The sequence below is a fragment of the Serratia sp. root2 genome, from assembly GCF_031931805.1.
Taxonomy (GTDB): Bacteria; Pseudomonadota; Gammaproteobacteria; order Enterobacterales; family Enterobacteriaceae; genus Serratia; species Serratia inhibens.
Genome location: NZ_JAUJXB010000001.1, coordinates 2,481,770 through 2,494,835, shown reverse-complemented (window position 1 = coordinate 2,494,835; position 13,066 = coordinate 2,481,770). Strand labels below are relative to the sequence as shown.

Below are 13,066 nucleotides of genomic sequence, written 5' to 3'. Positions count from 1 at the left end.
TGCAGCGATGAGTGAAATGTTTGATGTCAATGCGGCGGTGTACCCGTTCCCGCCCAAACCGGTGCCGCTGGACGTAGCGGAAAAGGCGTTTTATCGCGAGAAGATTAAAACCCTGCTCAAGCAGCGCAATGCGGTGATGGTGGCCCACTACTATACCGATCCGGAAATTCAGGCACTGGCGGAAGAGACCGGTGGCTGCGTGGCGGACTCGCTGGAGATGGCGCGATTTGGCAGCAATCACCCGGCTTCGACCTTGCTGGTCGCCGGCGTGCGCTTTATGGGGGAAACCGCCAAGATCCTCAGCCCGGAAAAACAGGTGTTGATGCCGACGCTGAACGCCGAATGTTCGCTGGATCTCGGTTGCCCGGAAGAAGAGTTTCATGCATTTTGCGACAGCCACCCGGATCGCACCGTGGTGGTCTACGCTAATACCTCAGCCGCGGTAAAGGCGCGTGCGGATTGGGTGGTAACATCCAGCATCGCCGTAGAGTTGATAGAGCACCTAGACAGCCTGGGCGAAAAAATCATCTGGGCACCGGACCGCCATCTGGGCAACTATGTGCAAAAGCAGACGGGTGCCGACGTACTGTGCTGGCAAGGGGCCTGTATCGTCCATGACGAGTTTAAAACCCAGGCGTTGATGCGCATGAAGGCCCTGTACCCGGAAGCGGCGATACTGGTGCATCCTGAGTCCCCACAGGCGGTGGTCGATTTGGCCGATGCGGTCGGTTCAACCAGCCAGCTGATTCAGGCGGCCAAAACGCTGCCCAACCCGCAGCTGATCGTTGCCACCGATCGCGGCATTTTTTATAAGATGCAGCAGGCCTGCCCGGACAAAGAACTGTTCGAGGCGCCAACCGCCGGTGAGGGTGCCACCTGCCGCAGTTGCGCGCACTGCCCGTGGATGGCGATGAACGGCCTTAAGGCGATTGCCGATGGGTTGGAGCAGGGCGGTGCCCTGCATGAAATACACGTGGATGCTGCGCTGCGCGAAAAGGCGCTGATCCCGCTTAACCGGATGCTGGACTTTGCCGCGCAGCTGAAAATGCAGGTTAAAGGAAATGCCTGAGTTAACCCTTTGATAAGGAAGAACAGATGAGCTTTTTCAGTACCAGCAATATATTGGTGCACATCCCGCTGGGGGCGGGCGGTTACGATCTGTCATGGATTGAAGCCATCGGTACCTTGTTCGGCTTGCTGTGCATCTGGTATGCCAGCAAAGAGAAAATTATCAACTATCTGTTTGGCCTGATTAACGTCACGCTGTTTGCGGTGATTTTCTTTCAGATCCAGCTTTACGCCAGCCTGTTGCTGCAGTTGTTCTTTTTTGTCGCCAATATTTATGGCTGGTATGCCTGGAGCCGCCAAACCCAGGACAATCAGGCCGAACTGAAAATTCGCTGGTTGCCGTTACCGAAAGCGCTGGCCTGGGCGGCGGTATGCGTTATCGGCATTGCCCTGATGACCTTCAATATCGACAGCGTCTTTGCCTGGCTGACGCAGCTTGCGGTGACGGTAATGCAGGGAGTGGGCCTCAGCGTGCAGATGCCGCAGCTGCAACCGGATGCTTTCCCGTTCTGGGACTCGGCGATGATGGTGTTGTCGATTGTGGCGATGATTTTGATGACGCGCAAATACGTGGAAAACTGGCTGTTGTGGGTGGTGATTGACGTAATCAGCGTGGCGATTTTCGCCTACCAGGGTGTGTATGCCATGGCGCTGGAATACGTGATCCTGACGCTGATTGCGCTGAACGGTTCCTGGTTGTGGATCAAAAGCGCCAGTCGCAATCGTTCGCAGCCATTATCTTCCTCGCCATAACACATGGCAGAGGGCGCCAACCTGGCGCCCTCTTGCTTTTAGTGGTGATGGCCCAGATGCGAATGTGAGCCGGAATGTGAGTGGTCACTTGGCTCGGGTGCCCGGTTAATCCCGCAGTCCGGTGTATCGCAGTGCTGATATTCCATTTGAATGGTGACATGGCCGATACGGTAGTGTTCCAGCAGATAAGCCTGAATGCGGCGCAGCAGGCCATCGTGATCGTTTGGCGGTATCACTTGCGCATGCAGCGTCATCAGTTTCTGTTCGCCAATCTGCCAGACGTGAACGTGATGAATATTGCGTACCTCAGGAATATTCAGGCACAGGTCTTTTTGCAGTTTATTGATATCCACTTCCTGCGGTGTGCCTTCCAGCAACTCGTGAAAGCTTTCTTTCAGCAGCCGCCAGGCGCTGCGCAGCACCAGACAGGACACCAGCACCGACAATATCGGGTCAATCGGCGTCCAGCCGGTGCTCAGGATCACAATGGCGGCAACGATGGCCCCCACCGAGCCCAGCAAATCTCCCAATACGTGCAACGCAGCGGCCCGCACGTTGATGTTTTTCTCTTCCGTACCGCGGTGCAGTAGCCAGAAGGCGAACAGGTTAGCCAGAAGTCCCGCTATGGCGATGATCAGCATCGGCGCACCCATCACCGGCTGTGGCTCGAAGAAACGCCGTATCGCCTCCCACAGGATGAATACCACGATCACCAACAAGGCGGCGGCATTGAGAAACGCCGCCAGCGTGGTCAGGCGCAAATAGCCGAAGGTATGGCGTGCGTTGGGTTTACGCTGTGAAAAGTGTACCGCCATCAGCGCCACCAGCAGCGCCGCAGCGTCGGTGAGCATATGGCCGGCATCGGCCAGCAACGCCAGCGAGCCGGAAATCAGCCCGCCGATCACCTCGGCGATCATAAATACCGCAGTGACTAAAAAAGCGGTCAGTAGGCGTTTACTATTACTGTTTTTTGGCAGGTGTGTTTGTGGAGAGTCCGTCATTATTTATCCTTATGTAGAGCGAAATACGGCGCGTCAGTGCTGATCAGACCGTCCAGTTCTATCAGTATCTGTTCTACTAACGCACTCAATTCAGTATAGGCGGCCTGAGCCAACATCCCATCACGGCCGCTTTCCACCAACAATTGGCACAGGTTTGCGGCCTCAGGTTGCTGCAACATCAGCAGGCTGCCCTTGATGCGGTGTGCGGCCTGCCCAAGGCTCGGCCAGTCTTCACCCTTCGCCGCATTGTCAAGCCGTTGCCGGTCTTGTCGCAGCGTGGAGAGCAGCGTGGTGGCCAAGCGTTGCGCCATCAGTTGATCATTGCCGGCCATATCGCCCAGCACCCGTTTTAGGTCAGTAAGGGCTAACTGCCGTTCCAGCGCCTGCGGTTGCTGCGGTAACGCCTGAGCAATGGCGGCCAGTGAAATCGGCTTGGTCAAAAAGCGATCGATGGCCGCCTGTCCTTGCGGAATGCGGGTAAATTCCTGCACGTCTGCCGAACAGAGAATAATCTGGCAGGCCGGCCGCTGATATCGTTGTTCATCGCGTCGTATCAGTCGCGCCAATGTCAGGCCGTCCGGGCGCGGCATGTTGTAATCGATAAACAACAGGTCGAATGGCTGCCTGCGGTGCGCTTTCAGCAACGCGTAACCGTGCTCGAACAGCGCGGGTTGCAGGCCGAAGTGGCGCAGTTGCCGCTCCATCAGCAGCAGGTTGGTGGGGTGATCGTCAATCAGCGCCACGCGCAGCGTGGGAGGTGGCAGGCTGAGCGGTGGGTCGTTCTGGTGTGGGGGGGCGGCATCTGGGGCAGCCTGGGTGACCGGCACTGAAACCTTGACCTGCGTACCTATGCCGGGCTGTGATTGCAGCTCAATTTGGCCGCCCATTTGCTCGATAATTTCCTTACAGATAGACAACCCCAGCCCGGTACCCTGTACCGATACGCGCTGTGCACCGCGGGCGCGGTAGAAGGGTTGGAACAGTTTGCCTATCTCATCGGCGGCGATGCCACAGCCACTATCGGTCACCGTCAGCAACAACTCGCCTTGTTGTTTACCCTGTTCGCGCCAGCCGATATTGACCAGAATACTGCCGCGAGGAGTGAATTTAATGGCATTATTTATCAGATTGTTAGCGACCTGAAGTAAACGCTCACCATCAATGACGACGGCGGCAGGCAAAAGGTTACTGGCGGTAACGCTCAAGGTTACCGGGCGTTCGCCGATCAGCGGCCGATACAGCGCGCTGATGTGGGTAACCCAGGGGTGCAGCGCCAGGGTCTTTGGCACCAGCGTCAAGGTTCCGGTTTCCAGCCGGGCGTAATCTTGTAAATCATTGAGCAGATTGAGCAAGGATGACGCTGAACTGTAAATGACGGGCAGCCCCTCCGGCATCGGCTGGCGTTTCAGCTCCAGTTCCAGCAGGCCGAGGATGGCGTGCATGGGCGTGCGCAGCTCATGGCTGACGGTAGCCAAAAACTTGCTTTTCATCCGGTTCTCGGCTTCGGCGTGGCGGCGCGCCTGTTCGATCATTTCACGCTCGCGCTTTTCCCTTCGTTGCAAAATAAACCGGCGCAACGTCAGTACCAGCAGCAGCAGGATCGCCGCTGCGAGTAGCGCCAGCAGCCAGGTCGTTTGCGGTTGCATGCGATTATCGTTCACCGCATCGATCAGGTTGCTGCGGTCGACAATCCACTCATCGCGCAGCGATTGCAGGGTTTCCGAGGGGATCTGCATCAGGTTTTTATCGAGTATAGCCAGTAGCAGCGGCTGATCCTGACGTACGCCGAACGCCACCGGGTAGGCGATGTTATTGGCGGCGAACGCCAGTTTTATTGCTCCGGAATAACGCGACAGGGCGATAAAGTTTGCCGAGATCACGTTATCCACCAATGCATCCAACTGGCCGTTGGCCAGGGCGTCATACATGGCCTTGCTGTCGGCAAAGCGCACCGGCTCTTCGTTCGGTGGTATCAGCCCCTGCGCCAGATCGCCCTGCAGTACGCCGATGCGCTTGCCGGCCAGATCGTTCCAGGTAGAAATCCCGTTGGCGTACTGGCCCACGTAAACCCCCCACAGCGAACGGTGAATCGGCATACTGGTGCTGTAACGTGCCTTAACGCCGCGCGCCAGCGGCAAAGCGGTGCGGAAACTGGCCTGGCCGGACAGCACCAACTGGTCTGCCTGTTCGGCATTGCGCGCCCATAACGGAGCAAAACGCAGCCCGGTGTTTTGCGCGATGATCTTGAGTATGTCGATCGCGTAGCCGCGCGGCTGCCCGTCGGAGCCGCGATAGGCGAACGGGAAGTTATTCTCTATGGCGGCGTAATAAACGGTGCGGTGCTTTTCTACCCAGCCTTTTTCCATCTGCGTCAGATCGGCGTTGCCGGTATCGAGATAGCTGGGGATCTTTTTGCTCCAGCGGCTTTGAATGGCGTTCATCAACTCCATGGGCGCATCGGCGATAGCGACGTTGAGGGTGTCGATCAGCGCCGGATTGGCGGCGGCGAAGACGAAAGACAGGTTACCGAGATTGACCGTGCTTTCGATCTGATAAAGCTGGCCGAGCTGCAACTGGTCAATAATAAAGCTGGCGCTGGCTTCGTCGGCAATAAAGTAATCGCTGCTGCCGTTCAGCAAGGCATACACCGCCTGCAGGTTGTTGTCATAGCGTTGCACGTGGGAAGACACCGTTTTCAGTGCGTTACCGGCCTGCATATCGGTCAGGGTACTGATCGCCACCCGCGCATTGGCGGAGTTGAGCATTACCCGGCGGTCATTGCTCCGGTCGCGCAGCACGCGCAGGTTGCTGACGTAATAAGGCTGGGAGATTTTCAGATCCTCCAGCGCCTCATTTTGCGGAATGCCGTACAGCAGATCGATAGCGCCGCTGTGCAGCGCTTGCTCGAGCTGCGCCAGATCGGCGAAACCGTAAATCTGAAAGCGGATGCCGGTGACCTGCTGAATATAACCGAGGTAGTCGGCGTTCAACCCGTACAGATCGTCATCCACAATAATGTTATAGGGGCTGGTATTCTCGCTGATGATGCCCACGCGCAGCGTAGCGTCACGCCAGGGATTTCTCTCGCTGGCAATCAGCATATCCGCCGGAATATTCAGGCTGCTGATCAGCTGGTAGGGCACCGGTTGCACCGCGTACGCGACGTTGCCGAAGTTGAACAACATCGCCATCGCCAACAGCAGCAAAACGCCACGCATCATGGTGCCAGTTCTCTAAATACCGCCACCAGTTCCAACAGGTTGCCGGCGCCGGTTTTGCGCAGAATATTCTTCTTGTGGGTGCTGACGGTTTTGTTGCTGATGCTCAGCATCTCGGCAATTTGCAGATTGGACAGCCCCTTGCTGAGCAGGCCGAGGATTTGCAGTTCTTTGGGCGTCAGTAGCGTTCCCTCTGCCGACTGCGTTTCTTCCGCCATCGCGCCGGCAGGAAAACTCGGCTCCCCGGCCAGCACGGTTTCGATTGCCTGCACCAACTGTTCAAGCCGGCTGCCTTTATGCACAAACCCGTTAGCGCCGGCCGCCCAGGCCATGTGTGCGTAGATCTCTTCCTCCTGTGCGGTGTAGATCAGAATCGGTTGCTGCGGGTAGTGGCGGCGGATTTTTTTCAGCAGTTGCAGGCCGTCTACCTGCGGCAGGCCGATATCCAGAATGACCAGAGAAAAATCGGCTGAGGCCAATTGGGCCAAGGCCTGAACGTCGTCCTGTACCGCCTGCAGGCTATAAGGGCGGGAAGACTTCATTAGCGCCGCTTCCAGTGCGACATGAACCACCGGGTGGTCATCAACTAATAATAGAGAAGGCATGGTTTGGCCCAAGTAGCGGTATCCTGATCGCTAGCATAGCGAAAAAGGAGCCTCTGCGCTCTCCCGATGAAACAGCACAATCTACTGATAATTTGGCCGTTCAGCCGCGAGGCGGCTAAGGTGATTTACAGCGCTACCCTCACAGGCTAAATTGGTGGGATCTACGTTTTGTGAAATACCGCCCCTCGATACCGAATGGAAAAGTTATGAATTACCAAAATGATGATTTACGCATTAAAGAAATTAAGGAACTCCTGCCACCGGTGGCCCTGTTAGAAAAGTTTCCGGCCACGGAACGTGCAGCTGAGACGGTGTCCCTGGCGCGCAGTGCAATTCACAAGATCCTTCGCGGTAACGACGATCGCCTGCTGGTGGTCATCGGCCCATGCTCGATCCACGACACCAAAGCGGCAAAAGAGTATGCCGAGCGCCTGCTGACGCTGCGTCAGGAACTGAGTGGCGAGCTGGAAGTGGTGATGCGCGTTTACTTTGAAAAACCGCGTACCACCGTGGGCTGGAAAGGGCTGATCAACGATCCGCAGATGGATAACAGCTTCCAGATCAACGACGGTTTGCGCCTGGCCCGTAAGTTGCTGTTGGATATCAACGATAGCGGCTTGCCGGCTGCGGGGGAATTCCTCGACATGATCACCCCGCAGTACCTGGCTGATCTGATGAGCTGGGGCGCGATCGGCGCACGTACCACGGAATCCCAGGTACACCGCGAGCTGTCTTCCGGCCTGTCTTGCCCGGTTGGCTTCAAGAACGGCACCGACGGCACCATCAAAGTGGCGATTGACGCCATCAACGCTGCCAGCGCGCCGCACTGTTTCCTGTCGGTGACCAAGTGGGGCCACTCGGCGATCGTTAACACCAGCGGTAACGGCGATTGCCACATTATCCTGCGCGGCGGCAAAGAGCCGAACTACAGCGCGGCGCACGTCAAGGAAGTCAAAGACGGCCTGGTCAAGGCGGGTCTGCCGGCGCAGGTGATGATCGACTTCAGCCACGCCAACAGCAGCAAGCAGTTCAAAAAGCAGCTGGAAGTGAATGCGGACGTGTGCAAACAGGTAGCCGGCGGTGAAAAAGCGATTATCGGCGTGATGATCGAAAGCCATCTGGTGGAAGGCAACCAGAATCTGGAAAGCGGCGAGCCGCTGGTCTATGGCAAGAGCGTGACAGACGCTTGCATCGGCTGGGAAGACACGGAAACCGTGCTGCGCGAGTTGGCGGCGGCGGTTAAGGCGCGTCGCGCCTGATATCCCCGTCGTCTTTCAAGCCGCAGCGTTGTTACCTGCACTCCGCTCACCCCAGTTACTTACTCATGTAAGCGCCTGGGGATGAGCGAGTTGGTCGCCTAGCTGCAACTTGAAAGCCATAGGGGATAGAATGGGTAGTTTCTTAATAAAAAAAGCCCCCGGCCAAAACCGGGGGCTTTTTAGATCAACGGGCGAAAATTACTTCGCTTTACCCTGGTTTGCCACGGCGGCCGCTTTAGCAGCGATCTCGTCGGCATTGCCCAGATAGTAACGTTTGATTGGCTTGAAGTTTTCGTCGAATTCATACACCAACGGCACGCCGGTTGGGATGTTCAGTTCGAGGATCTCATCTTCGCTCAGGTTATCCAGGTATTTCACCAGCGCACGCAGCGAGTTGCCGTGAGCGGCAACGATAACGCGCTCACCGCTTTTGATGCGTGGCAGAATTTCTTCGTCCCAGTAAGGGATCACGCGATCGATGGTCAGCGCCAGGCTTTCGGTCAGCGGCAGCTCTTTTTCGGTCAGCGCCGAGTAACGCGGGTCGTGGCCTGGGTAACGCTCATCATCTTTGGTCAGCTCTGGTGGGGTAACGGCGAAGCCGCGACGCCACTGCTTAACCTGCTCGTCACCGTATTTTTCAGCGGTTTCAGCCTTGTTCAGACCCTGCAGCGCACCGTAGTGGCGCTCGTTCAGCTTCCAGGATTTTTCAGTCGGCAGCCAAGCCTGATCCAGTTCGTCCAGGATGTTCCACAGGGTATGGATCGCGCGCTTCAGTACGGAGGTATAAGCAAAGTCAAAAGAGAAACCTTCATCTTTCAACAGTTTGCCTGCTGCTTTCGCTTCGGTGCGACCTTTGTCGGACAAATCAACATCATACCAACCGGTAAAGCGGTTTTCGTTGTTCCACTGGCTTTCGCCGTGACGCACCAGAACCAGCTTAGTTACAGCCATAGCTTAACTCCTTAATAATCTGACATTTCAATGATAACGAAAATCATTATATTGCCGTGGCCGGTGGCTCGGCAATCGATAGTGTCTAACCATAGCCAATTTCTTGCCGCAAAGTAAGTGCTGTTCCGAGGAAAAGCTGAATCGATCAGGCGGGCGTCACGAGGGAAACCGGCACGGCGGAATGAGATCCGGCCGCGCCGTGGGAGACGGGGAATCAGGCTGCTTTTTTCAGGCAACTGCTCATAAAGGTTTTACGCTCGTCGCCTTTCAGGCTTTTAGCTTTGGCGTCGGCGTTGCAGGTTTTCATTTTTTGCTGTTGCGGCGTCAGGGTTTTCGCTGCAGTGGAACCTTCCGCCTTCAGGCAGGTGCTCATGAAGGTGGTGCGGTCCGCGCCTTTCAGCGTTTTGGTGGAGGCTTGTTGATTACAATCAGTCATGCGCTTCTGCTGAGCAGCCTGCGCCGGCGAAGGCGTTTTTGCTGCGGTATCGGCAGCCATCAGGTTGGTGCTCAGCAGTAAACCCGCCAGTAATGGGAGTGCAGTAATCAGACGCATAGGTGTTCCTTCAGCTATTGACCGGCCAGAGATGGCCGAAAATTGTGACGCAGCACAAGGCGTTGTGCTTATCACCGTAGCCTGATTCTAGTGTGCGCTTTGGAATAAGGAAAGGCAGGTGCCGGTGGGGCCGGCGTGTAAAAAGGTAAGCATTTATAACAAACGGCCCCTGGCCGCATGGCAAGGGGCATGGCGGGTCAGATAGGATAAAACTGATAATGGGTGGCGCTTTGATATTGCTGCCCCGGCTTGAGCCAACAGTCCGGCTGCGGCCATTCCGGGTGGTGCGGGCTGTCCGGCAAAAACTCGCTTTCCAGCGCTATGCCGGCGTAACTGGCGTAGCTGCCGCCATCACGTGCCGGTGTGCCGTCCAGGTAATTGCCGCTGTACAGTTGCAGCGCCGGAGCGCTGGTGAATACGCTCATCTGCACCTGACCATCCGCCGACCACAGGTGCGCCGCCGGGCAGTCCAGCGCGCCGCAGGTACGGTGCAGCAGATAGGCATGATCGTAGCCTTTTACCCGTTGCTGATCGCGGTCACGCAGGAAATCCTGCAACAGCGTTTTCGGCTGGCGAAAATCCATGCCGCTGCCGTCCACCGGCGTGAGTTCGGCATTGGGTATGCCCTCGCTGTCGACCGGCAGATAACGATCGGCAAACAGTTGCAGCCGTTGCCGGCGGGCGTCGGTGCCGGCGCCGTCCAGGTTGAAATAAGCGTGGTTGGTCAAATTGACCGGGCAGGCGCGATCGGTCCGGGCCTGATAACTGATTTCCAGCCGGTTATCGGCAGTGAGCCGGTAATTGACCTGAACCTCGAGGTTGCCGGGAAATCCCTGATCGCCGTCGGGTGAATGCAACGCGTAGCTCACCTGTTGCGCATCTTGCTGAACAATCCGCCAGCGGCGGGCGTTGAAGCCCTCCGGCCCGCCATGCAGTTGGTGTTCCCCTTGATTGGCGAGCAGCGGATGCGGTCTGTTGCCGACCAGCAGACTGGCGTAGGCGATGCGATTGGCATAGCGCCCGACGGTGGCGCCAAGATAGGCCGCCTGTCGCTGATAGTCCGCCGGTGTCCGGCAACCCAACAGCAGTTCGCGTGTTTCGCCCGATTTCAGCGGCAGCACGGCGGAAAGCCAGGTGGCGCCCCAATCCATCAGCGTGATCGTCATCCCGCCGGCGTTTTGCAACCGGGTTAGCTGGTAAGGCTGGCCATCAGGGGCCAGTTGCAGGCTGTCTGTCAGCATATTCCTGCCCCCGCTGAGGCCTTGCAAACGTAAAAGGTTTCTTTCAGTCCGTTGGTTTGCAAAGGATATTCGCGCGCTACCGTTTCGCGCACCGGCTCCACCAGTTCTTGCGGCATCAGCGCCACGATGCAGCCGCCAAAGCCGCCGCCGGTCATGCGTACGCCGCCGCGATCGCCGATAACGTTTTTGACGATCTCCACCAATTGGTCGATCGGCGGTACGGTAATGGCAAAATCGTCCCGCATGGAAGCGTGGGATTCCGCCATTAGCCTGCCCATCAGTTTCATATCGCCCGCCGCCAGTGCATCTGCGGCGGCCAGAGTACGATCGTTTTCAGTGATCACGTGGCGCGCTCGCTTCGCGACGATCGGATCCAATTCATGCTGGATCGGGAAGAACAGCTCCGGGCTGACATCGCGCAGTGCCTTGACGCCGAAGAAGCGCGCGGCGGCTTCGCATTGTTCGCGACGGGTGTTGTATTCGCTGTCCACCAGTCCGCGCTTCACGTTGGAGTTGATGATCACCACGGCAATATTTTCCGGGACCGACACCGAGCGGGTCTCCAGTGAACGACAATCGATCAGTAATGCATGGTCCTGTTCTCCGAGCGCTGAAATCAGCTGATCCATGATCCCGCAATTGCAGCCGACAAACTGGTTTTCCGCCTCCTGGCCGTTCAAAGCCAGTGCTACGCCATCCAGCGGCAGTTCATACAATGCCTGCATTACCTGGCCAACGGCCACTTCCAGTGAGGCGGAAGAGCTGAGGCCGGCACCTTGCGGCACGTTGCCGGTGATCACCAGATCCGCGCCGCCAAAATTGGCGTTGCGCAGTTGCAGGTGTTTGATCACGCCGCGTACGTAATCGGACCAAAGCTGCTCCGGGTGGCTGACGATCGGCTCGTCGAGCGAGAATTGATCCAGCTGGCCGTCGTAATCGGCCGCGATCACTCGGATCTGGCGATCGTCACGTCTGGCACCGGCGATCACCGTTTGGTAATCAATGGCGCACGGCAACACGAAACCGTCGTTATAGTCGGTATGTTCACCGATCAAATTCACTCGTCCAGGCGCTTGAATGGTCAGTGCGGGCGCGTAGCCAAAGCGTTCGGTAAAAATGGTGTGGGTAATATTTTTCAAACTCATCATTTGGCTCCGGCTTCACGGTAATGAATGTCGTTAACGGCGCGCAGACGTTCCGCGGCCTGTTCTGCAGTCAGATCTCGCTGGGTTTCCGCCAGCATCTCGTAACCCACCATAAATTTACGCACCGTGGCGGAGCGCAGCAGCGGGGGATAGAAATGCGCATGCAACTGCCAGTGGCGGTTATCCGCATCGTTGAATGGCGCACCGTGCCACCCCATGGAATAAGGAAAAGAACACTGGAACAGATTGTCGTAGCGGCTGGTCAGTTTTTTCAGCGCGACGGCCAGGTCACTGCTCTGCGCGGCGCTCAGATCGGTAATACGCTGCACGGCGGCCTTCGGCAGCAGCAGCGTTTCAAACGGCCAGGCGGCCCAGTAAGGCACTACGGCCAGCCAGTGCTCGGTTTCTACTACCGTCCGGCTGCCGTCAGCGAGTTCACGCTGTACGTAGTCCACCAGCAGGGGGGAATGGTGCTGTTGGAAATATTCTCGCTGCAGGCGATCTTCATGTTCGACTTCGTTCGGCAGAAAGCTGTTGGCCCACACTTGCCCATGCGGGTGCGGGTTGGAGCATCCCATCGCCGCCCCTTTGTTTTCAAATACCTGTACCCACGGATAGCTGCGCCCGAGATCGGCCGTTTGCTCCTGCCAGGTGGCAACCACCCGCTCCAGTGCCGCAAGCGTCAGTTCCGGCAGGGTTTTACTGTGATCGGGGGAGAAACAGATGACCCGGCTGGTACCGCGCGCGCTCTGGCAGCGCATGAGCGGATCCTGGCTTTCCGGTGCCTGCGGCGTATCCGTCATCAGCGCGGCGAAGTCATTGGTGAACACATAGGTGTCCTGATAATCCGGGTTTTTATCGCCGGTAACGCGGGTATTGCCTGGGCAGAGGAAGCAGTCCGGATCGTGTTGCGGCAGCGTTTCCTGCTGCGCGGATTCCTGTTGACCCTGCCATGGGCGCTTGGCGCGGTGCGGCGACACTAATACCCATTGACCGGTCAGTGGGTTATAGCGGCGATGGGGATGATCGATGGGATTAAAATCCGTCATTGCGGTTCCTTTTTCTTGGCCGGCGCGGCTGAGTGTAATCGCTTTCATCAGTACCAGGCGCACCCTTTACAGATTAAAATGGATAACGATGCGCAAAAAGATAGCATGCCCGACAGAGTAAAAAGGTGATCCAGAGCGAAAAATGGAATCGTTTACACTCGGACGCCGCAAGAAGGGATACAGGAAATGCAACAAGGGTTACAGGGCTGAGCGGGTAGGGTGA

The 13,066-nt window shown here is 57.2% G+C and carries 11 protein-coding genes; 3 read left to right on the top strand and 8 right to left on the bottom strand.

Annotated elements, in window-relative coordinates:
• Nucleotides 1-7: 7 nt before the first annotated feature.
• Together nadA and pnuC are read left to right on the top strand one after the other, a co-directional pair.
• Complete coding sequence (gene nadA, locus QZQ97_RS11525; protein WP_013811933.1) at nucleotides 8-1,069, top strand: quinolinate synthase NadA; 1,062 nt, start codon at nucleotides 8-10, stop codon at nucleotides 1,067-1,069.
• A 26-nt stretch (nucleotides 1,070-1,095) separates the two neighbouring features.
• The gene (pnuC, locus tag QZQ97_RS11520; RefSeq protein WP_311993551.1) at nucleotides 1,096-1,821 is read left to right on the top strand and encodes a nicotinamide riboside transporter PnuC; all 726 of its coding nucleotides are present in this window, start codon (nucleotides 1,096-1,098) and stop codon (nucleotides 1,819-1,821) included.
• Between the two features lie 38 nt (nucleotides 1,822-1,859).
• On the opposite strand, the gene zitB is transcribed toward pnuC, so the two are convergent.
• From zitB to QZQ97_RS11505, 3 genes are read right to left on the bottom strand one after another with little or no spacing between them, the layout of a single operon-like run.
• Nucleotides 1,860-2,822, bottom strand: coding sequence for a CDF family zinc transporter ZitB (gene zitB / locus QZQ97_RS11515; protein WP_311993550.1), 963 nt, complete (start codon nucleotides 2,820-2,822; stop codon nucleotides 1,860-1,862).
• A complete protein-coding gene (locus QZQ97_RS11510) occupies nucleotides 2,822-6,043 on the bottom strand; it encodes an ATP-binding protein (RefSeq protein ID WP_311993549.1) in 3,222 nt (1,073 codons plus the stop codon). The genes zitB and QZQ97_RS11510 overlap by 1 nt, the downstream gene beginning before the upstream one ends.
• Nucleotides 6,040-6,645, bottom strand: coding sequence for a response regulator transcription factor (locus QZQ97_RS11505; protein ID WP_311993548.1), 606 nt, complete (start codon nucleotides 6,643-6,645; stop codon nucleotides 6,040-6,042). Before QZQ97_RS11505 ends, QZQ97_RS11510 begins: the two co-directional genes overlap by 4 nt.
• Nucleotides 6,646-6,851: 206 nt before the next feature.
• On the opposite strand from QZQ97_RS11505, the gene aroG reads away from it, so the two are divergent.
• Nucleotides 6,852-7,904: a 3-deoxy-7-phosphoheptulonate synthase AroG gene (aroG, locus tag QZQ97_RS11500; protein ID WP_004941813.1), complete on the top strand. Its 1,053-nt coding sequence runs from the start codon at nucleotides 6,852-6,854 to the stop codon at nucleotides 7,902-7,904.
• 198 nt (nucleotides 7,905-8,102) lie between these two features.
• Here the strand turns inward: aroG and gpmA are convergent, their stop codons facing one another.
• The 5 genes from gpmA to galT all read right to left on the bottom strand — a co-directional run bounded on the left by gpmA (nucleotide 8,103) and on the right by galT (nucleotide 12,843).
• On the bottom strand, nucleotides 8,103-8,855 hold the full coding sequence (gene gpmA, locus QZQ97_RS11495) for a 2,3-diphosphoglycerate-dependent phosphoglycerate mutase (RefSeq protein ID WP_004941818.1): 753 nt from the start codon (nucleotides 8,853-8,855) through the stop codon (nucleotides 8,103-8,105).
• Nucleotides 8,856-9,069: 214 nt separating this feature from the next.
• Nucleotides 9,070-9,408: a PsiF family protein gene (locus QZQ97_RS11490; RefSeq protein ID WP_311993547.1), complete on the bottom strand. Its 339-nt coding sequence runs from the start codon at nucleotides 9,406-9,408 to the stop codon at nucleotides 9,070-9,072.
• A 197-nt stretch (nucleotides 9,409-9,605) separates the two neighbouring features.
• Nucleotides 9,606-10,649 (bottom strand): galactose-1-epimerase, encoded by a 1,044-nt coding sequence (gene galM, locus QZQ97_RS11485; RefSeq protein WP_311993546.1) that lies wholly within the window; start codon nucleotides 10,647-10,649, stop codon nucleotides 9,606-9,608.
• Nucleotides 10,643-11,794, bottom strand: coding sequence for a galactokinase (galK, locus tag QZQ97_RS11480; protein ID WP_311993923.1), 1,152 nt, complete (start codon nucleotides 11,792-11,794; stop codon nucleotides 10,643-10,645). Before galK ends, galM begins: the two co-directional genes overlap by 7 nt.
• The gene (galT, locus tag QZQ97_RS11475; protein ID WP_311993545.1) at nucleotides 11,794-12,843 is read right to left on the bottom strand and encodes a galactose-1-phosphate uridylyltransferase; all 1,050 of its coding nucleotides are present in this window, start codon (nucleotides 12,841-12,843) and stop codon (nucleotides 11,794-11,796) included. The genes galK and galT overlap by 1 nt, the downstream gene beginning before the upstream one ends.
• Nucleotides 12,844-13,066 lie beyond the last annotated feature (223 nt).